We start from the raw sequence: 23,154 nt of genomic DNA, 5'->3' as shown, positions 1-23,154 counted from the left end.
GATTACTCTGCTCTCTCTACGAGTGCTTCATAACGGTTCTTTGCATTCTCTTCGGCTTTCTCAAACAGAACTTCCGCGCGCTCCGGGAAGGAACGTGTCAGGGATGAGTATCTTGCCTCACCCATGATGAAGTCACGATAGCTGCCTGTCGGCGCCTTGCTGTCGAGCTGGAACGGATTCTTTCCTTCTGCCTTGCGGCGCGGATCGTATCTGAAGTTGTTCCAGTAACCTGCTTCCACGGCCTTCTTCATCTCGGACTGGCAGTTGGTCATGCCGCCTTTGATGTTGTGCATCTCGCAGGGAGCGTAGCCGATCACGAGGGACGGTCCGTGATAGGACTCAGCCTCCGTAAGGGCTTTCAGGGTCTGGTTCATGTCAGCGCCCATAGCGACCTGTGCGACATAGATATAACCGTAGGACATTGCGATGTCGGCGAGGCTCTTCTTTGCGATCTCTTTACCGGCAGATGCGAACTGCGCTACCTGACCGATCTGAGATGCCTTGGATGCCTGACCGCCGGTGTTGGAATACACCTCTGTATCGAAGACCATGATGTTGACGTCTTCTCCGGAAGCCAGGACATGGTCCAGACCGCCGAATCCGATATCGTATGCCCATCCGTCTCCGCCGAAGATCCAAACGGACTTCTTGGACAGATATTCCTTGTTCTCGAGGATATAGTTGCGGTCTTCACACTCGCCGAGCTTCTCAAGTTCTGCGACAAGAGCTTCGGTCGCAGCACCGTTCTTGTTTCCGTCAGTGAATGTATCGAGATACTCGCTGACAGCTGTCTTGAATGACTCAGGTGCTTCTTCGCTTCCGGCAAGAACTTCAAGTTTGCCCTTAAGTGCATTCCTGATGGCGTTCTGCCCGAGCATCATTCCGAAGCCGTGCTCCGCGTTATCCTCAAAGAGGGAGTTGGCCCATGCAGGTCCGCGTCCTTCCTTGGTCTTTGTATAGGGGGATGTAGCAGCCGGGCCGCCCCAGATGGAGGAGCATCCGGTCGCGTTGGAGATGTACATGTGATCTCCGAAGAGCTGTGTCACGAGCCTTGCATAGGAAGTCTCGGCGCAGCCTGCGCAGGAGCCTGAGAACTCAAGCAGAGGTTTCCTGTACTGGCTGGTGATGACGTTCAGCATCGGGCTGATGTCCTTCTTTTCGTCGACTTCTGCTACACAGTAATCGAACACTGCCTGCTGGTCTTCCTGGCTTTCTCTGTCGACCATTGCGAGGGACTTGGTGGGGCATACACCGATGCAAACACCGCAGCCCATGCAGTCCAGAGGAGAAATAGCCAGCGTATACTTATAATCTGTCTTGAAGATAGGTCTCTTGCCGAACTTTGTATTGGAAGGAGCATTTGCTGCTTCCTCTTCGGTCAGTGCGAAGGGACGGATAGTCGCATGCGGGCAGACGAATGCACACTGGTTGCACTGTGCGCAGGTCTCGGGATTCCATACAGGAACGGAGACAGCAACACCGCGCTTCTCATATGCGGATGCGCCAAGCTCGAATGTTCCGTCAACATGATCACTGAATGCAGACACAGGAACTGAATAGCCGTCCATGAGTCCAACAGGAGCAAGAATGGTGTCTACCATCTTCACGAGCTTCTCGGGGCCTTCATGCTTTACGGTCTCTGTCTCGTCAACAGCATCAGCCCACTCTGCCGGGACATCGATCTTTACATACGCGGTAACACCGGCATCGATGGCCTTGTAGTTCATGTCAACGACATCCTGTCCGTGACGCAGATAGCTCTTGAGAGCTGCTTCCTTCATGTGAGCGACAGCTTCTTCGATGGGCATTACGTTGGCAAGCGCGAAGAACGCGGACTGAAGTGTCGTGTTGGTGCGTTTGCCCATTCCGATGGAAGCGGCGATATCGATAGCATTGATGGTATAAAGCTGAACGTTGTTTCTGGCGATGTAGCGTTTTGTTTCGGCATTGAGATGCTCGCCAAGCTCCTCAGGGCTCCACTGGCAGTTGATCAGGAAAACACCGCCCGGCTTTACGTCGTTGACCATCTTGTAGCCCTTGAGTATGTATGATGGGTTATGACAGGCAACAAAGTCAGCCTTGTTGATGTAGTAAGGGCTCTTGATAGGCTTATCACCGAAACGAAGGTGTGAGATAGTGATACCGCCTGTCTTCTTTGAGTCATACTGGAAGTATGCCTGAACGTACTTGTCAGTGTGGTCGCCGATGATCTTGATAGAGTCCTTGTTTGCGCCAACAGTACCGTCGCCGCCGAGACCCCAGAACTTGCACTCGATAGTACCCTCTGCTGCTGTGTTAGGAGCATCTTCCTCAGCGAGTGAGAGGTTAGTAACATCGTCAACGATACCGAGTGTGAACTGTGGCTTAGGATCAGCCTTAGCGAGCTCTGCATATACAGCAAATACAGATGCAGGAGGAGTATCCTTAGAACCGAGACCGTAACGGCCGCCGATAACCTTGATACCGTTTCTGCCTGTAGCATTAAGAGCAGCTACTACATCGAGGTAGAGAGGCTCACCGAGAGCACCTGGCTCCTTTGTTCTGTCGAGTACAGCGATTGTCTTTGCTGTTGCAGGGATTGCCTCAACGAGCTTTTCAGCTGAGAAAGGACGGAACAGACGAACCTTAACGATACCGACCTTTTCACCCTTCTTGTTGAGGTAATCGATAACTTCTTCAGCAACGTCACAGATAGAGCCCATTGCAACGATAACGCGCTCTGCGTCAGCTGCACCATAGTAATTGAAAAGTTTATAGTCAGTGCCAAGCTTTGCGTTTACCTTGCCCATGTACTCCTCAACGATTGCAGGAACTGCATTGTAGTAGGAGTTGCAAGCCTCACGGTGCTGGAAGAAGATATCTCCGTTTTCGTGAGAACCACGCATTGTTGGGTTTTCTGGATTAAGAGCACGAGCACGGAATGCCTTTACAGCGTCCATATCGCACATTTCCTTGAGATCTTCGTAATCCCATGTCTCGATCTTCTGGATCTCGTGAGATGTACGGAAACCATCGAAGAAGTTGATGAAAGGAACGCGGCTCTTGATAGAAGCAAGATGAGCAACAGCAGCAAGGTCCATTACTTCCTGTGGGTTGGTCTCAGCAAGCATTGCAAAACCTGTCTGACGGCAAGCATAAACGTCTGAATGATCGCCGAAGATGTTCAGTGCGTGAGAAGCAACACAACGAGCAGAAACATGGAATACGCAAGGAAGAAGCTCACCTGCGATCTTGTACATATTAGGGATCATAAGGAGAAGTCCCTGAGAAGCAGTATAGGTTGTAGTCAGAGCACCAGCGTTCAGAGAACCGTGAACAGTACCAGCAGCACCTGCTTCTGACTGCATCTCCTCAACCTTAACGGTCGTGCCGAAAATGTTCTTGACACCCTGAGCTGACCACTGATCAACATAGTCTGCCATCGGGCTGGAAGGTGTGATCGGATAGATACCGGCAACTTCCGTGAAGGCGTAAGAAACATATGCAGCGGCATTATTACCGTCCATTGTTTTCATTTTTCTTTTGATTGCCATAGGAATGACCTCCTAAAATAGTATTAAATTTAGGTTATAGGAATGTTTAACGGAACGAGCGTTAATCATGTATAACTACGATATCTATTATATCACAAAACAAATTTTTTGTAAACACCTTTTTTTGCGCTTTGATACAAAATTATCATGCGTATTTTGCGCAATTTGCCTATATTCCAAGGATTTGACAGTCTTTTCACAATTGGAGCGTTGGTAATTTGTACAAGTGTAAGGGTTTATAAAATGATATTGTAAAAAATGTTGTACGGGTCACGATCAAAGTTGTGCATAATTACAAAAGTTTAAGGATTTGCTTGACGTGAGGGCATAAATAATGTATAATAGCTATAGTGTTAAATAATTCTTAATTATTAACACTCGTTTTGTTGTCTCCTTTCTTTTGTTCTACACATATTTATTTTCATCTGTTTATCTAAGACGAGCAGGGCATATGCCCTGCTTATTTTTTTCGAGCTGAGCCAGCTCGACCGCATCCACGTTGCCGCTTGCAAGCTCGCTTACTCTTATCAAAGTCCTTACTCGTACATCGCTTACAGAACAATAAATATTATATGATTTTTGGGAGTGATAGTGCTGAGCCAGCTCGACCGCTTCCGCGTTGCCGTTCATCGCAGAGACTGCACACCCTAACCACGTTGCCGCTCGGCGCAGAGCCTGCGCACCCTACCACGTTGCCGCTCGTAAACTCGCTCACTCTTTTCAAAAACGTTACTTGTACATCGCTTACAGCACTTTTTGTTTTAGGTATATTTATTAGTCACGGGCGGATACTATCCGCCCCTACATATGATTACGCATTACGCATTGATAACTACACATTAATCACTATGCACTGATCACTAATAACTCGGGCTGTCGAGGACACCGGCCCCTACATGATTTCTTTCGTATTTGTCGGTGTGAGCCGACACGATTAATTATGAATTATGCATTATGAATTATGAATTAAACAAATAGTAGATCAGTCCGTATATGGTCGCGGCTGAGCAGCCGAAAAGAATGACGGGACCTGCTATGGTGAATATCTTTGCTCCTACGCCGAGTATAGGACCTTCCGATCTTGCCTCGATAGCGCATGAGCTTATGGCATTTGAAAAGCCTGTAATAGGCACGAGTGTTCCTGCACCTGCGTGTTTTGCAAGCTTTTCGTACCAGCCAAGACCTGTGCATATGGAACTCAGTCCCACAAGTATAATGGAAGTCCATGTGCCTGCTTCTGTACGGTCGAGACCGTATGCCTGAAGCATTGAAAGTATTATTTCGCCCAATGCGCAGATCGCTCCGCCCACAAGGAAAGCAAAAGTTATATTGACTTTGGAATTTGATTTTGGTGAAGCCTGTCGCGTCATATCGCTGTACAGCTCAGGTGTAATTTTCATATTATCAGCTCCTTTGCTGTATTATGTGCCTGTAATTATAAAATATTCCGCAGTTTGAAATAAATGTGCTGCGGATATCTGCGGACGGCAGGTAATGTATCATTTCTTTCTCTTCTTCGACATATACATTAGTAAATGCAAGAGAAAGAGGTGATATGTTTGAAAACACAGCCGGAAGGTCGTGCGGTCATGCTTGGAAGATATATTATCGAAAACAGGACTACTGTACGCGGAGCTGCAAGAAACTTCGGCATTTCCAAAAGTACGGTACATAAAGATGTAAGTGAAAGGCTGAAACAGGAAGATCCCGAGCTGTATGAAAAAGTGAAGGACATACTCGAAATAAACAAGAAGGAAAGACATATCCGCGGCGGACTTGCCACAAAGCGGAAATATGCCGAAATAGCCTGCCGCAGGAAAAAGATACGGCACTTTTAACTGTGACACTCATTTAGAGTTTATGCGTAATGTAATGGCGAACGATGTTCGCCATTACAGTGTACTCATGTTAATTGCATTGTAAGGCGCGGACGACCAATGGTCGTCCCTACAATTCTGTTTGCTGTGCAATAACAACTAAGGGGCGGATATTATCCGCCCCTACGCTTTTATATGCCTGCAAGTTTTTTGAATTTGATATAGAATTCGCTGAGCGAGTCTCTGCCTGTCAGCATACTTTCGTCAACGTATGCGCCAATATACTTTCCGTCACGGAATACGTAATATTTTTCTTCTTCGCCCTTTACAAGGTCTATTTTAAGAGATCTACCGTCGCTGAAGCTGTATTCGGCAGTCATAACAGGATCTTTCAGTTCGGGCTTTACAGTAACATCTGTGCCCTTCAATTTCACTATTGCAAATGCATTGAAGAAATTGTTGAAAGCAACATAGTTTTCTGTTGAGTCAAAGTCAACGTCCTTGCCGTTGTATTTGCACTCCATATTCTTGATATCAACTTCACAGGTGTCGTTGTTATCAAGGTAGCTGAACTTGAAGCTGCTTACACTGTAAGAGTCAGCCGAAACGTAATTGCGTACGAGGTAATCATAGGGGAGAGCGTTTGCTATAGTAAGGTCTTCCCTGTAATAAAGCTCTACCTGCTCATTGTCTACGAGTACGAAGCAGTATGTCGGATCATTATCATTAGCACTGATGAGGATATGATGCTCGCTGCCGTCGCTGCCCTTTACGATAATATCGCCGTATGGCTTATCGAAGCCGTACTTTGAAAGGTCGTCAAGCTTTTCGTCAAGCATTTCCTCTGCTTCAAGACGTACAAGATCATTGAGAGCTGCTGTTACCGCAGTCTGGTCAAGTTCGAGCTCGGAGTACTCCTTCGGGAGTGACCATGTCTGAGCATCAGCATCAAATGTAAGGTCACAGAGCACCTTGCCGTCCTTGTATGTAGTTACCTCCTGTATATCATAAAGTGAGTAAGGCACTATCATTTTATTCTTGAGAAGAAGTCTATCGAGTTTGAGTACGCTTCCGTGCTGTGAATCAACAGCATAGACATTGCTCTTTCCGTCAACAGTAACATAGTAATAATCGCCTGTAGGGCTTTCGCTTCCTATGTATATGGTATGTGTGCCGGAAGGAACAGTGATCTCAACTTTATCGGGATCGTCAAGACCGTACATTGCCAGCTTTTCGTCAGTTACGTTGCCGTAGTTTGTAACGGCTTTTAGGTCGGAAAGGTATGTGCATATGAGCTGGCAGTAAGTCTGGTCAAGCTTGAATTCGCTATTAGTGAGTGCCCATTCGTCACCGTTTTTCTCGGCAGTATAAACTTCATCGCCCTTTGAGAAAACTATTTTTGTGGAGCTGTACGGATCAAAGTTGAACAGCACATTGTCTGCAAGCTCCTGTTTTGTCTGCTCTTTTTCCTTGTCCTTGTCATGCTTTGCAGCAAGGTAAAAACCTATGGAAGCACCGGCAAGGAAAACAAGCGCGATAAGTCCGATAATCATTTTTTTCATCAGGAATTTCTCCTTTTAAGCCATACAGCGACACCAACGATAGCAAGAAGTGCAGGGATAACATAAACTATAACCATAACACTTGTTGCTTCTTTTCTATCCTTGAAGGTCATGTGGTCGTAGGAGTTGAACTTGTTTCCTATACCAAACTGGATATCACTGTCATACAGCCATGTATTACTGAATGTTGCGAGCATATTTGAGCCGCTTATAGAAGGAGCGATAGCATCGCTGTCGATTATGGAAGTAGTACCGAATACTACCATTTTTCCGCCTGACACCTTATTGTAAGAATAATAGCCGAAGTCAAGATCAAGACCTGTGAGGAGCTCATCTGCCTGCTGTGCGGTGATCTCATCGCCGCCCATTGACTTGCTGACTGTTGTATATTCACCTGAAGCGGTAGCAACATTCTTGATTATAGATGAACGCTCTGTATAAGACGCGCCAGGGAAGCTGTCCTCGGGGATCTCGGTAAGGCTTCTTGTGTTTGCGATACCTGCGATATATGCGCCTTCGCTTATGAGTTCGTTAAGGTCGGAGGTGAGGTCCTGAGTGAATTCGTCATTGTATCTTGAACCTGCGGGATACTCGACACGGAAGAAATTCTCGACCTGCTTTGAGTCTCTGTCCTGAAGCTTGTTGGCATCAAGAGACTCTGTAACATAGTTATAGTCGAGGATAAGTCCGAATTTTTCCATTACGTTTTCTATGTTGTAGAAACGTCCCTTTGTGTCGCACGGATCAATAAGGAATGAGAGTGAACCGCCGTTTTCGGCGTACTCGTTGAGGAGGTCTTTCTCCTTGTCTGTTATATCCTTCTGAGGACCTGCAAGGTAGATTATCTTTGCATTATCGGGGATAGCTCCTGCCTTGTCGAGATCAAGCTCCTGAACATCGTAGTCCTTGGACTTGAGCTGATTAGCGTATATCGAGAAGCTGTCGTTTATAGACTTTTCTCCGTGACCTGTAAGGAAGTATACTGTGGGGAGAGAACCGCTTGCGCAAATGGAGATAGCAGCAGCGATAAGCTCTTCGCCTGCGTACTGCTTCTGTCCCTGTGAGCCCTGGAATATCTTTTTACCGCTTATCTTCTTGGTGATATTATTGCATCTTACGAAGATATCACACTCATTTGTACCAAGGTTGCCCTCTGGATCAAGGTTGCTTGCGAGTGCGGCGTTTTCGTTAGGATCAAAGCAGGTGAGGTCGATATTGTCGAAATCATCGAGCTGTGTGAGTGTGTGATAAAGGGGGAGGAATTCCGAAGCATCAGCTTCATTGAAGTATGCAAGCTTTGAGAGATAGTAAACATCTATATGCTTGTCGGAATTGTCAGCGATGAGCTGTTTTGTCTTTTCATTAAGTGTGTACTTCTTTGAAGGAGTCATATCGAAGCCTCTGTCGTAAAAGCTTACTATAAGGTTTATCGGTATGAAGATGACAAGTACGAGTATCGCCATTATGAAGGCGATAGTATTGGTGAAATTCTTTTTCTTCTTCATTTCGGCTTACCCCCTGTTCCAACGTCTCTTCTCGATGGCGATATATGTCCATGCGAGGAAAACTATTATTACAGAACCGAAGAAAACCATATCCGAAAGACGAATGAAGCCCTCTGAGAAGTATGCAAATCTTGGCTGTGCTGCAAATGAATATATCACTGACTGTACCTTTGGGTACTGTGAGATGAAAGCTGTATTTGAGAAGTCATCAACGAAGAGGAGTATGAACATTATTACCTCGCCGATGATAGCCGCAAGTATGGACGACTCGGTAAGTGATGAGATGAACATACCTACTGCGATGTACATGGTTCCCCAGAAGAATATGCCTATGTAAGCGCATATGAGCTGGCTCACGATGACTTCGCCCTTCATAGCTGTAAGGATAGGGAAGAATGCAGTACCTAAAAGCATGAAGATGTAAACAGTAACGTTTGCAAGAAACTTTGCGATAACTATTTTCAGAACGCTGACAGGTGATGTCATCAGCAGGACTTCCGTACCGTTCTTGCGCTCGTCCGCAAATGTCCTCATGGTGAGGAGCGGTATGAGGAATATGAAGTAGAGGATAACGGAATAGAACATCTCGGTGAATGAGAATGCCCATGTGTTTGAGCCCTCGAGCTTAGCGATACCGCTTGAAAAGCTCAGGGAGAACAGCAGCATGAAAAGTGCTGCGAAAGCGTAAGCGAAAGGAGTGTAGAAGAATGATTGCAGCTCCTTTTTATAAATAGGAAACATCTTACTCTTCCTCCTTTTTCTCAGTGTTTTTTTCTGACTCATCTGGCATCTCGTCAAGAAGCTCCTGGAGTCCGTTCTTCTTTGCGGGACGGTTGATGAGCTCAATGAATACGTTTTCAAGATTAGGCTTGTCCGTATACATTTCAAGTATGCTTATGCCGCTTTTGAGACATTCGGACATGATAGAATCTCTGATAGTATCGGTGTCTCCTTCGAGAGAAACGGTGAATGAGTAGATATCATTGCCCTCGTCCTCTACCTTCTTTATCTCGCTGACACCCTTGGTCATACCTATTATAGAAGCAGCACTTTCCTTGTCGCCCTTTACCTTGATGTGGAGAATGAACGATGTGGCAAATGACTTTTCAAGGTTCTCGATAGTGTCGATAGCTCTGATGTCGCCCTTGTTGATGATTACTACTCTGTCACATACCGCACTTACTTCGCTGAGGATATGTGAGCTGAATATAACCGAGTGCTCTTTTTTCAGATCCTTTATCAGAGCACGTACCTCTGCTACCTGATTTGGGTCGAGACCAACGGTAGGCTCGTCGAGGATAAGGAATTTCGGGTTGCCGAGAAGTGCCTGAGCAAATCCCACACGCTGTTTGTAACCCTTTGAAAGATTGCGGATAAGCTTTCCCGAAACGTCCTTGATTTTAAGAAGTCCCATAACGCGGTCTATTTCGTTCTTGCGCTCACCCCTTGGAACTCTTTTCAGACCTGCACAGAATGAAAGGTATTCCTTTACTTTCATATCGGGGTATACGGGAGGTATCTCGGGGAGGTATCCGATATTGCTTTTTGCCTTTATCGGATCTTTGGTAATGTCTGCACCGTAAATGGTGACAGTTCCGTCTGACATGGGCAGGAATCCTGCGATCATGTTCATGGTTGTTGATTTTCCCGCACCGTTAGGCCCGAGAAAACCGAGGATCTCATTATCGTTTATTGTAAAGCTTATATGATTTACAGCACGGTTGCTGCCGTAATACTTTGTAAGATTTTCAATATTAATCATGAGCTGCTCCTTTCCGATCAATAAATCAATTTTATCAAAAAACAGGTGCTATTATCTCATCATAGCATACTGCTATATTATCGCAGAATAATATTAACACAAGATGAATAAAATATGAATAAAATGTTAATTCACAAGAGAGACGATTTTGCCAACGCTGTTTCGCAAGCAATGTGACAGGTAAATCTTAGAGCGAAAGTGTGAGGATTTTGTGAGAGTTTATTGTGGGTAAGATGAATGTTGACAGGATTAGTTTTATGATGTGACTTATTAACATATAGCTAATATATCCGATTTTTAGCTGTTTTCAGCGGTAGACAAAATGTACAAAAAAGCAAATAGCTTTGTGTGCATTGCAACAAAAATGACTTTGCTCAGAAGTAAACTGTTGACACGCATTGAATTGTAGAATATAATAATCTTGAAAATAGTTTGAGAATTGTGTGCAGTCTGCGTGAAAATGCACACAGTGTACGAAGTATTTTCGTATGCACCCCCGAAAGTGCGAACCTTAGGGGGCAATCCATTTTTTAACCACTATATTATTACGAGAGGGGTAAAAACAAATGATAAGCAAAAAGAATAAGGCTCTCGCAGCTGGCGTTCTTGCAGCTGCAATGTCCGCAACCGCAGTTCTTCCTACATTTGCTTCAGCTGCTGAAAAGTCAAGCTATGCAAAGGAAACTACTTACGCTGAGATGTTCTCATCACTTTATGATGACGTTGTAACAAACGGTATAGAGAACGGCTACCTTAGCAAACAGACAAATGGTTCTGGATTCGGTATTCCTTATCATTCAGTAGAAACATTCATCGTTGAGGCTCCTGACTACGGTCACGAGACAACATCAGAAGCTATGTCATACATCGTATGGATGGCTGCTATGCACGATGTTCTTGCTACAAAGAATGTTATCAGCGGTTCTAAGGGCGACCTCAAGAAGGCTTGGAACACAATGGAAGCTATGATCCCTGGTTGGTCAAAGGCTCACGGCAGATCAGATATCGACTACGGTTCATTCTGGGAGCAGACAAAGGTTGAGGCTGACTCATCAGAAGAGTGCGACCAGCCAAGTGACTATCCTGCAAAGCAGGAAGGCGGTAAGGCTGCTAACCCACTTTATGAGACATTCAAGTCTGCATACAGCAGTGATGAAGGTTACTACCTCATGAACTGGCTCGCTGACGTTGACGACTGGTACGGCTTCAGCAAGGGCACAGACGGCGAAGGCAAATTCACATTTATCAATACATTCCAGAGAGGCGAACAGGAGTCTTGTTTCGAGACAGTTCCTGCTCCTTGTCTTGAAGAGCTCCTTTATGGTATGGATAGTACTGATAAGGATAACGGTAACGGTATCAAGGCTATCTTCAATGGTAAGGATAAGGTTCCGCAGCAGTACTCATTCACAAACGCTCCTGACGCTGAGGATCGTTGTATCCACGCTGTATACTTTGCAAACCAGTACAACGCAGGTGATTCTTCTGTATCTGCTCTCGCAGGTAAGATGGGTGACCAGTGCCGTAACGACATGTTTGATAAGTACTACAAGAAGATCGCTGAGGATACAAAACTCACAAGCTCTGCTGAGTCAGGCAACGGCGGTCAGCACTACCTCATGGGCTGGTATACAGCTTGGGGCGGAGCTCTCAAGGCAAGCTACGGCAACTACGGCTGGGCTTGGCAGATCGGCTGCTCACACTCACATCAGTTCTATCAGAACCCACTTGCTGCTTATGGTCTTCTCTATGATTCATCAATCAATGCTGGTATGAAGGCTAAGGGCGCAAATGACGACTATACAGAGTCTCTCAAGAGACAGATCGAAATGTATCAGTGGCTCCAGTCTGTAGACGGTCCTTTCGCTGGTGGTTGTACAAACAGCTGGAGAGGTCGTTACGAGACATATCCTTCAGGCCACGCTACATTCTATAAGATGGCTTACGTTCCACATCCTGTTTACGCTGACCCGGGTTCAAACCACTGGATCGGTAACCAGGTATGGTCAACACAGCGTCTTGCTGAGCTTTACTACTATGTAGTAACAAACGGCGACAAGTCTAGCCAGAAGTACGGCGGACTCAGCCTTGAGGATGCTCTTGACAAGCTCCTTACAAGATGGGTTGATTGGTTCGAGAAGAATACTAAGTTCGACTATGTTGACGATGCTGGTAATACACATACATATGCTATCCCTTCAACTCTTGACTGGGGTTCAAGTGATACAGACTATACTTGCACACCTGATACTTGGACAGGTACATACGACGAGAACGGTAACCAGAAGCTTACTTGTAAGATCGGCGGTTACGGTCAGGGAGACGTAGGATGCGTATCCTCACTCTGTAACACACTTATTTACTATGCTAAGGCTAAGGGCGTTGACGCTGAGTTCTCAAAGAAGGAAGGCACATCTGTTGCTGAAAAGGCACTTTACCTTGCTAACAGACTCCTTACAGCTCAGTACAATGAGGGACGTGACGCAATCGGTATCACATTTACTGATTCTAACCCAAGCCTCAAGAGAGTATACGAAGAGAAGGTTTATATTCCTGATTACTATAAGGGCAAAATGCCTGATGGTTCTGTTCTTGAGCCAGGCGCAACATTCTCATCAATCCGTAAGAGCTACGAGAAGGATAAGATGTGGCAGGAGTGCAAGAAGTACTACGATGGTGAAGGTACAGATAACAATGGCGATGGTAAGGTTGACTGTGGCGACTACCAGTTCCAGTATCACAGATTCTGGCACGCTGGTGACGCTGTAGTTGCTTACGGTACAATGGCACTTCTCTATCCAGATGTTCTGCCGGATGATCCAACTCCAATAACTACAACAACTACAACTACAACTACAACACAGCCACCTGTTATTACAACTACAACAATTTCAGATGTTGTAACTCCAACTGCTAAGGTATGGGGCGACGCTAACTGCGACGGCGACGTTGATATGTCAGATATCGTTCTTATCATGCAGAGCCTTGCTAACCCGAACAAGTATGGCATCGGCGGTACAGACGCTACAGCTATCACTGCACAGGGTCAGGCTAACGCTGACGTTGATACATCAAGCAAGGGCATCACAACTCAGGACGCAGTTCGTATCCAGAACTTCCTCCTCAACAAGATCGCTTCACTTGATCCAACTAAGTAATTATTACTTATAATTAAGTAGATTAAAGCTGCACGGTTTTTCCGTGCAGCTTTTTTATGCCCAATTCTGCCATGAGTCGTAAAGTCGGAGAGGACGAGGGTGTTCGCTTCTGCAAAATTGAATTCCCCGATATTTTCCGAAAAAAGCTTGCATTTTACTTTAAATAATGATATAATATTATAATAGCATTTTTATGCGAAAAAATATTCCTAAGAAAGCAGGCGATAGGGTGCTTAGAAGTATGACAGGCTACGGAAGAGCGCAGCAGATACTTAATGGACGCGATATCCTTGTTGAGATCCGTTCAGTTAACCATAGATATTATGAATATTCGTCAAGAGTTCCCAGGACCTACAGCTATATAGATGAAAAGCTGAAGGCTCTGCTCAAAACAAGCATTTCCCGCGGCAAGGTAGAAATAGCCGTAACGATCAATAATATCGAAGGCAAGGATACCGAGATCGCTGTTAATAAGGGTGCAGCCGAGGGCTATGTCAACGCTCTCAGAAGCATTGCCGATGAGCTTGGTGTGGAGGACGACATCACACTTTCAAAGCTTATGAAGCTCCCTGATATATTCAATATACAGAAAACTCCCGATGATGAGGAACAGGTCTGGGAGGACGTTTCAAAGGTAGCCTCAGAGGCTATCGGCAAATTCGTTGAAATGCGCCAGACAGAGGGTGAACGCCTTAAAGCCGACATAATCGAAAAGGCTGAGGGCATACTTAAAATGGTAGCAAAGGTTGAGGAACTCTCACCGCTTACCGTTGAAAACTACAGAAACAGACTTTACAAGAAGCTCAGCGAAGTCCTTGAAGGCAAGGACATAGACGACCAGAGAGTTCTTACGGAAGCAGCTGTTTTCGCCGAGAAAATAGCTGTTGACGAGGAAACTGTAAGACTCCGCAGCCATATCTCTCAGCTTGAGAATATGGTATCGGGCGATGACGCAGTGGGCAGAAAGCTGGACTTCATCGTGCAGGAAATGAACCGTGAGGTAAATACTATCGGTTCAAAGGCTCAGGATCTGAACATCACTAAGGTGGTAGTCGATATGAAGGCTGAGATCGAGAAGATACGCGAACAGATCCAGAATGTTGAGTAATTTACCATGAAGCTTATAAATATAGGTTACGGAAATATGGTGTCAGCTGACAGGATAGTGACTATAGTAAGCCCCGAGTCAGCTCCCATAAAACGCCTCGTTCAGGAGGCGCGCGACGACGGCAGAGCCGTTGACGCTACCTACGGAAGAAAAACAAGAGCCGTAATGATAATGGACAGCGGTCATATTATCCTTTCATCACTCATTACAGAGACTCTTGCTGCAAGAATAAACGGTTCAGGAGGAGCTGATGACGATGAATAAAGGCAGACTTATTGTATTTTCCGCTCCGTCGGGCTGCGGAAAGGGTACTATGCTGGAGGAGATACTGAAGGACCAGCGTTTCGCAGTATCTGTTTCGGCAACTACAAGAGCTCCCCGAGAGGGTGAAAAGGACGGTGTGAATTACCACTTCCTTACCCGTGAGGACTTTGAACAGCGTATTGCTGACGGCAAGTTCATTGAACACGCCGAGTACTGCCAGAACCTTTACGGCACACTTTCCAGTGAGGTGGACGGCAGACTTGAAAAGGGACTCAACGTAATTCTCGAAATAGAGCCTCAGGGCGCAATGAAAATACGCGAAAAGCGTCCCGATGCACTGTTTATATTTATAGTTCCGCCTTCAATAGGTGAACTCCGCCGCAGACTCAAAAAGCGCGGCACAGAGACCGATGAGGTCATAGAAGAGCGTGTTTCAAAGGCTGCATGGGAGATATCTCAGGCTGAGAAATACGATTACATCATTGTCAATGACGCCCTTGAGGACGCTATAAGCGACTTCTTCGCAGTTATACGCGGAGAGCAGCTTAAAAAAGAGTTTTCGGGCGATATTATAGAAGAGGTGCTTAAAAATGCTTAGACCTGCAGTAAATCAGATCATCACAAAGAATGAGAGCTGTTATTCACTCGTTATTGCTGTTGCAAAGCGTGCAAGACAGATCTCAGAGGAGCTTTACGAGAACGGCGAGACTCTTGAAGAGAAGCCTGTAAAGACAGCTGTTGAGGAGCTTGCAAGCGGAAAGTGCAAGATAGTAAGCACTGTTCCACAGAGCAACGAGTAATGCCCCTTATTGCGGAGACCGCAGTCAGCGGAACAGCTTATTCCTTTGATATGCTGTTCAGCTATGCTGTTCCCGAAAAGCTGAAAGCGGATATCACCTGCGGATGCAGAGTGCTTGTACCTTTCGGAAAGGGGAACAAACGCAGGATAGGAGTGGTCATGAAGCTCTCCGAGGGGGATAGCAAGGGGCTTAAATCCCTTGTGTCACTTGTGGACGAAGAACCTGTCATTTCGGAGGAGCTTCTCAGACTTGCCCTGTATATAAGAGAGCATACCTTCTGCACTTATTTTGATGCAGTAAAAGCCATGCTCCCGCCTGCAATGAGCGTGAGCGCGAAAGAAACGTTCAGGCTTGTTAAGAATTTCACGGATATATCTTCTCTCAGTAATGAGGCAGCCGAGCTTCTGGAAATACTTTCGGGTACGGCAGGGAGCAAAGAGCTGAATGAGCTGATAGAGAAGCATATAATAGATAAGGGCAGACATCTTCCCGACGAGCTGTGCGATGCAGGTGCTCTGGACTCGGACAACGTTTTCAGGCAGGCTGTGGGCGATGCAGCAGTGAGAATGGTGCGCCTTACAGAAAAGTATATGAGTGCTCCCGAGGGCTTCGAGCTTACTACAAAGCAGAAGAAAGTCGCTGATTTCCTTGAGGAATTCGGCTCTGCTGCCGTAAGGGAAGCTGCGTATATGTGCGGAGTTACCGAAGCGGTAGTGAAGCGTCTTTGCGCAAACGGAGCAGCTGAGGAATACGAAGCTGAGGTGCTGAGAAGGGTAGAGGGCGATACTGACGAGAAAAGAAGTCCGCAGGATATAGTCCTTTCAGATGAACAGCAGAAGGCTCACGATACCGTACTGGCTCAGCTTTTTGAGAGAAAGCCTGCGGTATTCCTGCTTCACGGTGTAACGGGAAGCGGCAAGACCTCGGTATTTGAGAAGCTCATAGACGATACTGTAAAAATGGGAAGGCAGGCAATGCTGCTCATTCCCGAAATAGGTCTCACTCCGCAGATATTGAAGCGGTTTCGTTCGCTTTTCGGTGAGAGGGTAGCTGTTATACACAGCGGACTGTCACTGGGGCAGAGACTTGACGAATACAAAAGAATAAAACGGGGCGATGCGGATATCGTAATTGGTACGAGAAGTGCTGTATTTGCTCCGCTCAGTGATATCGGACTCATTATTATAGATGAGGAGGGCGAGCGTTCCTATAAGTCGGACAGTTCGCCAAGATATTCCACACATGATATCGCCAAGCAGCGATGTGCTTACCATAAGTCCGCACTTCTGCTTGCTTCGGCAACACCTTCAATTGAGAGCTATTACCTTGCCGAAAGGGGCGTATACAAGCTTCTCGAAATGAAGGAGCGATACCAGAATTCGCCGCTTCCTGAGGTGAGTATCATTGATATGAACCTTGAGCGTGAGGCTGGCAACCGCACGGAGTTCAGCCGCAGACTTGCGGAGGAGATAAGCCTTAATCTGAAAAACGGCGAGCAGTCCATACTGCTTCTCAACAGACGAGGCTATCACACTATCATAAGCTGCTGCGACTGCTATCAGCCGCTGTACTGCCCGAATTGCTCGGTACCGCTGACATACCACAAGAAAAACAACAAGCTGATGTGCCACTACTGCGGCTACGTCAGTGACCCTGTGGAGGAGTGCCCCTCATGCGGCTCGAAGCACCTTAAAAATATGGGCTTCGGTACGCAGAAGCTTGAAGAGGAGCTTTCCACATTCTTCCCGACTGCGCGTATACTGCGCATGGACGCGGATACAACATTCTCACGGTATTCCTACGAGAAAAGCTTCAAGGAATTCCGCGAGGGGAAATATGACATAATGATAGGTACTCAGATGATAGGCAAGGGACTGGATTTCCCCGATGTTACGCTTGTAGGTGTACTGTCGGTGGATAAGGCTCTTTATGCAGGGGATTTCAGAAGCTATGAGCGCACCTTCTCGCTTATCACTCAGGTGGTTGGACGAGGCGGACGCGGGCAGCGTAAAGGCAGAGCCATATTGCAGACCTTCATTCCCGAGCACTATATCATGAATCTTGCTGCCGCGCAGGACTACAAAGGCTTTTACAATGAGGAGATAGCCATACGCCGCGCAATGATATTTCCGCCGCTGTGCGATATGTGCATTTTCTGCTTTGCAGGCGGTGAGGACTTTTCAGTCAAGGTGGGCGCGGACGCTGTTCTGGGACTTATGAATCATAAGCTCAGGGAGCTTCAGCCGAAAACTCCCGTGCGTGTTCTCGGTCCTGTCAGATGTTCTTACGGCAGGATAAACGGCAAGTACCGCTACAGGATAATAATGAAATGCAAGAACAACGCCGAAATGAGGGGCTATATAAGAGGAGTCCTTACAGAGTCGGCAAAGCTGAAAGAGATGAAAGGAATCACCCTGTATGCCGATATGAACGGCGATGTGGGCGTATGAGAAAAGGATAGGATAAAATGGCACTTAGAAGAATTTTAACCGATAAGGACGAGGTGCTCCACAAGGTTTGCAAGCCTGTGGAGAAGTTTGACGAAAAGCTTGCGCAGCTTCTTGACGATATGCACGAGACTCTCGACAAAGCTGAGGGCGTTGGTCTGGCTGCTCCGCAGATAGGCTTATGCCGCAGGATATTCATTATGCACCTTGACGAAAATGATATAGTTGAGGCTATAAACCCCGAAGTTACCAAAAAAGAGGGTAAACAGCGTGTGCAGGAGGGCTGCCTTTCATGCCCTAATGTATGGGGCTATGTTACAAGACCTCTGAGCTGTCACCTCAAAGCACAGGACAGGAACGGAAACTGGTTCGAGCGTGATTTCACAGATCTCGGCGCACAGTGTACCTGCCATGAGAACGACCACCTTGACGGTCATATATTCACAGAAATAGTCGAAGAATTCTTTGTACCAGAGGAGCCTAAAAAATGAAAATAGTATTTATGGGAACACCTGATTTTGCTGTACCTTGTCTGCGTACTCTTGCAGAGAGCGGACATGAGATCGCAGCAGTGTTCACTCAGCCCGATAAACCAAAGGGAAGAGGATATAAGCTCATACCTACGCCTGTAAAGGCTGCTGCCGAGGAGTACGGCATACCTGTATATCAGCCGCTTTCGCTGAGAAAGGGCGATGACGCAGAGGAAGCTATGAAAACTCTCCGCGATATATCACCAGAGCTTATAGTCGTTACAGCTTACGGACAGATACTTCCTAAGGAAGTCCTTGAGCTGCCGAAGCATGGCTGTGTGAATATACACGCTTCACTTCTGCCGAAATACAGGGGCGCAGCTCCTATAAACTGGGTAATACTCAATGGCGAGAAGGAGACAGGTGTTACTTCCATGCAGATGAGCGAGGGACTTGATACAGGTGATATGCTCATCAAGAAAAGCACCGAAATAGGCGCAAATGAGACCTATGAGGAGCTTTATGCGAGACTTTCCGACATGGGCGGTGAAGTCCTTGCAGAAACTTTAAAAGCTATCGAAAGCGGCGATCTTCATCCCGAAGTACAGGACGACAGTCTTAGCTGTTACTCTCCAATGATACGCAAGGAAATGAGTGCGCTGGACTTTTCAAAGTCTGCTGCGGATATACACAATACTATCCGCGGAGTTACGGGTTTTGCAATGCTTGAGGGCAAACGCCTGAAGGTATTCAGATCGGAGCTTTCAGATAAAAAGTATCCGAATGCTGAAAACGGAGCTGTTGTCGATACAAAGAGCTTTGCAGTAAAGTGCGGCGACGGCGGTGCGGTAATATTCCGCGAAGTTCAGCCTGAGGGCAAAAAACGCATGAACACAGAGGACTTCCTCATGGGCAAGAAGCTGACTGAGGGAGAGATACTCGGATAAGGAGGAAAATATGGCTATATTTTTGGTTTTAGTAATGCTTCTTCTGCCTCTTATTGCGCAGATAAACGTAAAGTGTACTTTCAGTAAGTACAGCAGTGTAAGTAATTCAAGAGGACTTACTGCTGATGAAGTTGCAAGAAGGATACTCGATGCAAACGGTCTTTCTTATGTTGGTATCGAGCATATCAAGGGCAATCTCAGCGACCACTATGATCCTAAGGCAAATGTTGTAAGACTTTCAGACTCATGTTACGGCAATACATCTGTTGCTGCTATCGGCGTAGCTGCTCATGAATGCGGTCATGCCTGCCAGCACGCTGAGAACTATACTCCTATAGTAATAAGAAGCAAGATAGTTCCTGCTGTAAGTATCTGTTCAAATTTATGGTATTTTTTATTCATCATCGGTCTTTTATTCAGCCAGATGACTATCGGAACGAACCTGATCTATATTTCCATCGCAATGTTTGCAGCAGTAGTTCTTTTCCAGCTTGTTACTCTTCCTTGCGAGTTTAATGCAAGTGACAGAGCTTTAAAGACTCTTGAGAGAGATGGTATCCTTGAGATGGATGAGGTACCGAAGGCAAAGAAGGTTCTCACAGCAGCTGCTCTGACTTACGTTGCAGCTCTTATCTCATCAATTATCCAGCTTCTCAGACTTCTTGCTGCTGCAAGAAGAAGATAATGACAGACCCGCGATATCTTGCTGTAAAGCTTCTCGATAAGACTTTCAGCGGAGGAAGCTACTCAAATCTGCAGCTGGACAGCGGTCTCAAAGCCTCTGACCTTGATGACAGAGGAAAGAAGCTGTGCTCTGCTGTTTACTACGGAGTAATAGAGCGTAAGCTGACTCTCGACCATATAATCGGCGGACTCAGCTCCCGTCCCATTGCGAAGCTTGACAGTATTATCCTTAATATACTGCGCTGCGGCATCTATCAGATAATGTATATGGACAGTGTTCCCGATAACGCAGCCGTAAACGAAAGCGTTGCACTTGCGAAGAAATTCCGCAAGACAAGTGCTTCGGGTATGGTAAATGCAGTATTGCGTAATTTTATTCGCAGCGGCAAGGAGATAAAGCTGCCTAAAAACGCCGCGGAAGCAATGTCCGTGAAGTATTCCGCACCTGCCGAACTGGTGAAAAGTCTTACCGATGATTACGGTTCAGAAAAGGCAGAGGGATTTCTTGAAAATTCTCTTGAAAAAAGTGTCACATATATACGCAGAAATGCGTTAATATGTAATGAAAAAGAATTTAATGAGGCACTTGGCGATATCAAGGCTGAAAAGCTGAGAGAGTGCTGCTACACCGTTGAAAGCGGTGACTTAACAGCAACGGAAGCTTTCAGAAAAGGGTATTTTCATGTTCAGGGACTTGCCTCACAGTTCTGCTGCGAAGCCCTTGCTCCTACTGAGCAGGACAGAGTCCTTGATATATGTGCAGCTCCCGGCGGCAAGACCTTTACTATGGCGGAGCTTATGAACAGTAAAGGCGAGATATACGCCTTTGACCTGCACGAAAAACGTGCCGAGCTCATACGCAAGGGTGCGGAAAGGCTTGGCCTCACCAATATAAAAGCAGCGGCAGGGGACGCGACAGTATTTAACCCCGACCTGCCGAAATTTACTAAGATACTCTGCGATGTCCCGTGTTCGGGACTGGGAGTCATTGGCAGCAAGCCCGAGATAAAGTACAAGAATATCTCAGACTTTGCAGGGCTCCCCGATATACAATATAAAATAGTGTGCAACGCGCTGAACTATCTGGAAGCAGGAGGTACTCTCGTTTATTCTACCTGTACAGTGCGCAGAGCCGAGAATGAAGAGGTCTGTGAACGACTTCTCCGCGAACACCCTGAGCTGGAGGCAGTTGAGCTTCCCGAGATGCTTGGAGAAAAATTCGGCACTATGGCTACACTTATGCCGCCAAAATTCGGCAGCGGTTTCTTTATTGCAAAATTCAGGAAAAAGTAAGGTGATAAATTGGAAAAGATCGATATTCTCAGTCTTGATCTTGACGAGCTCACAGAGATACTGACGAGCATCGGCGAGAAGAAATTCCGTGCAAAGCAGATATTTCAGTGGCTGCACGTGAAAAGAGTCCTTGATTTCGACAAAATGACTGATATATCTGTCCAATTACGCCGCAGCCTGAACGAAATTTTTTGTATAAATGGACTATTTGTGCAGAAAAGGCTTGAATCTGCTATAGATAATACGGTAAAATATCTTTATAGGCTTTCTGACGGCAATTTCGTCGAGACTGTTCTCATGGAATACAGCTATGGTTACAGCATCTGCGTGTCGACTCAGGTGGGCTGTAAAATGGGGTGCAACTTCTGTGCTTCAACTATAGCAGGCTATGTCAGAAGTCTTACTGCCTCGGAGATTTTATTGCAGATCTACGAGGCTGAACGTGATTCAGGCAAACGTGTCTCGGGAGTGGTGCTCATGGGCATCGGTGAACCCCTTGACAATTTTGACAACGTTATGAAGTTCCTGCATCTGCTGTCCCATAAGGACGGCAATGATATGAGCCTTCGTCACGTATCGCTTTCTACCTGCGGTATCGTACCGCGTATATATGAGCTGGCGGACAAGAAATTGCAGCTTACTCTTTCGGTATCCCTCCACTGTGCGGATAACGAGGGACGAAGCGAGATAATGCCCGTCAATAAAAAGTATGATCTTCCGAGCCTCATCGAGGCTTGCAGATATTATATCGATAAGACGGGACGGCGTGTCACATTTGAATATGCCGTTATCGATGATGTTAATTCCTCGCCCGCAGATGCTGATAAGCTGGCAAAGCTGCTGAGGGGAATGAATTGCCATGTTAACCTTATACCCGTTAATAAGGTAAGGGAACGAAATTATCATACAGCCCGTTCAGGCGTTGCGGAATTCGCAAAACTGCTTGGCAGGCGGGGAATAAACGCTACCGTAAGAAGAACTCTCGGCAGCGATATCGAAGCAGCGTGCGGTCAGCTTAGACGCGATGCTGCACAGCAGAATGAAAAGAATGGGGGTGCGGATACTTGAGATTTCGCTTTGGCACGGATATCGGTCTCATGCGCGAAGAAAACCAGGACGCAGTGAGATGCGAATATTTCGGCCATAATGTTCTCGCCGTGGTATGTGACGGTATGGGAGGCGAGCGCGCAGGCAAGGAAGCCAGCGAGCTTGCAATAGAAGAATTCTTCCAGCGTTTTTCGGCGGATTACAAAGAGAGTCTGAGCGATGAAGAGATCCGTAAACTCCTTATCTCCTCGATCTCGGCAGCTAATTCCGTGATATATACACGGGCAAGGTTCGATTTCAAGAATTTTGGCATGGGAACGACCTGTGTTGCTGCCTTTGTCAACAAGAAAACAGCTTTCATAGCCAATGTCGGTGACAGCAGAGCGTATCTTATAACGGATACGGGGCTCGTAAGGATCACTACCGATCATAACGTAGCCGCTCTCCTCTTTGAACAGGGCAAGATCACCGAGGAGGAAATGGAAGTTCACCCTCAGAAGCATATGCTCGTCCGAGCGGTAGGCGTAGAAAAAACAGTGCTTACAGATACATTTATGCTTGATTATGAGGATAATAAAATAAGCCTGCTGCTTTGCTCTGACGGACTTTCAGGTTATTGCAGCGACGATGAGATATACAGCGTCATACTAAACTCAGATTTTGATGATGTTGCAGACGAACTTATTAAATTAGCTCTCGCAAAGGGCGGCCGTGACAATGTAACTGTTGCGGTAATTTCTGACTAACGCAGGAGGAA

General features: G+C 46.3%; 20 protein-coding genes. 13 read left to right on the top strand and 7 right to left on the bottom strand.

Going from position 1 to position 23,154, the window contains the following annotated elements; genetic code table 11:
* Window positions 1-2: 2 nt before the first annotated feature.
* From nifJ to QZZ41_RS05020, 3 genes are all read right to left on the bottom strand, one after another.
* Window positions 3-3,527 (bottom strand): pyruvate:ferredoxin (flavodoxin) oxidoreductase, encoded by a 3,525-nt coding sequence (gene nifJ, locus QZZ41_RS05030; RefSeq protein WP_295069038.1) that lies wholly within the window; start codon window positions 3,525-3,527, stop codon window positions 3-5.
* A 435-nt stretch (window positions 3,528-3,962) separates the two neighbouring features.
* Window positions 3,963-4,163, bottom strand: coding sequence for a hypothetical protein (locus tag QZZ41_RS05025; protein WP_295069033.1), 201 nt, complete (start codon window positions 4,161-4,163; stop codon window positions 3,963-3,965).
* A gap of 329 nt (window positions 4,164-4,492) precedes the next feature.
* A complete protein-coding gene (locus tag QZZ41_RS05020) occupies window positions 4,493-4,933 on the bottom strand; it encodes a SpoVA/SpoVAEb family sporulation membrane protein (protein ID WP_295069030.1) in 441 nt (146 codons plus the stop codon).
* Window positions 4,934-5,092: 159 nt separating this feature from the next.
* On the opposite strand from QZZ41_RS05020, the gene QZZ41_RS05015 reads away from it, so the two are divergent.
* Window positions 5,093-5,371 carry a sporulation transcriptional regulator SpoIIID gene (locus QZZ41_RS05015; RefSeq protein ID WP_295069027.1) on the top strand — a complete coding sequence of 93 codons (279 nt, stop codon included), beginning with the start codon at window positions 5,093-5,095 and terminating at the stop codon, window positions 5,369-5,371.
* Window positions 5,372-5,541: 170 nt separating this feature from the next.
* Here the strand turns inward: QZZ41_RS05015 and QZZ41_RS05010 are convergent, their stop codons facing one another.
* From QZZ41_RS05010 to QZZ41_RS04995, 4 genes are read right to left on the bottom strand one after another with little or no spacing between them, the layout of a single operon-like run.
* Window positions 5,542-6,912 (bottom strand): DUF4340 domain-containing protein, encoded by a 1,371-nt coding sequence (locus QZZ41_RS05010; protein ID WP_295069024.1) that lies wholly within the window; start codon window positions 6,910-6,912, stop codon window positions 5,542-5,544.
* On the bottom strand, window positions 6,912-8,417 hold the full coding sequence (locus QZZ41_RS05005) for a GldG family protein (protein ID WP_295069021.1): 1,506 nt from the start codon (window positions 8,415-8,417) through the stop codon (window positions 6,912-6,914). Before QZZ41_RS05005 ends, QZZ41_RS05010 begins: the two co-directional genes overlap by 1 nt.
* Before the next feature lie 6 nt (window positions 8,418-8,423).
* On the bottom strand, window positions 8,424-9,158 hold the full coding sequence (locus QZZ41_RS05000) for an ABC transporter permease subunit (RefSeq protein WP_295069018.1): 735 nt from the start codon (window positions 9,156-9,158) through the stop codon (window positions 8,424-8,426).
* A gap of 1 nt (window position 9,159) precedes the next feature.
* Entirely contained in the window at window positions 9,160-10,179 is a 1,020-nt protein-coding gene (locus QZZ41_RS04995) for an ABC transporter ATP-binding protein (protein WP_295069015.1), read from the bottom strand.
* 566 nt (window positions 10,180-10,745) lie between these two features.
* Here QZZ41_RS04995 and QZZ41_RS04990 point away from each other — a divergent pair.
* The 12 genes from QZZ41_RS04990 to QZZ41_RS04935 all read left to right on the top strand — a co-directional run bounded on the left by QZZ41_RS04990 (window position 10,746) and on the right by QZZ41_RS04935 (window position 23,143).
* On the top strand, window positions 10,746-13,337 hold the full coding sequence (locus QZZ41_RS04990) for a glycoside hydrolase family 48 protein (protein WP_295069013.1): 2,592 nt from the start codon (window positions 10,746-10,748) through the stop codon (window positions 13,335-13,337).
* Window positions 13,338-13,566: 229 nt separating this feature from the next.
* Window positions 13,567-14,445 carry a YicC/YloC family endoribonuclease gene (locus tag QZZ41_RS04985; protein WP_074714551.1) on the top strand — a complete coding sequence of 293 codons (879 nt, stop codon included), beginning with the start codon at window positions 13,567-13,569 and terminating at the stop codon, window positions 14,443-14,445.
* Window positions 14,446-14,451: 6 nt separating this feature from the next.
* Window positions 14,452-14,709: a DUF370 domain-containing protein gene (locus QZZ41_RS04980; protein ID WP_028518629.1), complete on the top strand. Its 258-nt coding sequence runs from the start codon at window positions 14,452-14,454 to the stop codon at window positions 14,707-14,709.
* The gene (gene gmk, locus QZZ41_RS04975) at window positions 14,696-15,307 is read left to right on the top strand and encodes a guanylate kinase (protein ID WP_295069008.1); all 612 of its coding nucleotides are present in this window, start codon (window positions 14,696-14,698) and stop codon (window positions 15,305-15,307) included. Before QZZ41_RS04980 ends, gmk begins: the two co-directional genes overlap by 14 nt.
* Window positions 15,300-15,509 carry a DNA-directed RNA polymerase subunit omega gene (gene rpoZ / locus QZZ41_RS04970; RefSeq protein WP_074714553.1) on the top strand — a complete coding sequence of 70 codons (210 nt, stop codon included), beginning with the start codon at window positions 15,300-15,302 and terminating at the stop codon, window positions 15,507-15,509. Before gmk ends, rpoZ begins: the two co-directional genes overlap by 8 nt.
* The gene (gene priA, locus QZZ41_RS04965; protein WP_295069003.1) at window positions 15,509-17,959 is read left to right on the top strand and encodes a primosomal protein N'; all 2,451 of its coding nucleotides are present in this window, start codon (window positions 15,509-15,511) and stop codon (window positions 17,957-17,959) included. Before rpoZ ends, priA begins: the two co-directional genes overlap by 1 nt.
* Before the next feature lie 17 nt (window positions 17,960-17,976).
* On the top strand, window positions 17,977-18,447 hold the full coding sequence (gene def, locus QZZ41_RS04960; RefSeq protein WP_074714555.1) for a peptide deformylase: 471 nt from the start codon (window positions 17,977-17,979) through the stop codon (window positions 18,445-18,447).
* Window positions 18,444-19,373, top strand: coding sequence for a methionyl-tRNA formyltransferase (gene fmt, locus QZZ41_RS04955; protein ID WP_295068999.1), 930 nt, complete (start codon window positions 18,444-18,446; stop codon window positions 19,371-19,373). Before def ends, fmt begins: the two co-directional genes overlap by 4 nt.
* 10 nt (window positions 19,374-19,383) lie before the next feature.
* The gene (locus tag QZZ41_RS04950; RefSeq protein WP_295068996.1) at window positions 19,384-20,058 is read left to right on the top strand and encodes a zinc metallopeptidase; all 675 of its coding nucleotides are present in this window, start codon (window positions 19,384-19,386) and stop codon (window positions 20,056-20,058) included.
* Window positions 20,058-21,350, top strand: coding sequence for a 16S rRNA (cytosine(967)-C(5))-methyltransferase RsmB (rsmB, locus tag QZZ41_RS04945; RefSeq protein WP_295068993.1), 1,293 nt, complete (start codon window positions 20,058-20,060; stop codon window positions 21,348-21,350). The genes QZZ41_RS04950 and rsmB overlap by 1 nt, the downstream gene beginning before the upstream one ends.
* A gap of 9 nt (window positions 21,351-21,359) precedes the next feature.
* A complete protein-coding gene (gene rlmN / locus QZZ41_RS04940) occupies window positions 21,360-22,418 on the top strand; it encodes a 23S rRNA (adenine(2503)-C(2))-methyltransferase RlmN (RefSeq protein WP_295068990.1) in 1,059 nt (352 codons plus the stop codon).
* A complete protein-coding gene (locus tag QZZ41_RS04935; RefSeq protein ID WP_074714560.1) occupies window positions 22,415-23,143 on the top strand; it encodes a Stp1/IreP family PP2C-type Ser/Thr phosphatase in 729 nt (242 codons plus the stop codon). Before rlmN ends, QZZ41_RS04935 begins: the two co-directional genes overlap by 4 nt.
* Window positions 23,144-23,154: the final 11 nt, after the last annotated feature.

The organism is Ruminococcus sp., assembly GCF_016283395.1.
This window is presented reverse-complemented; position numbering and strand designations above follow the sequence as displayed.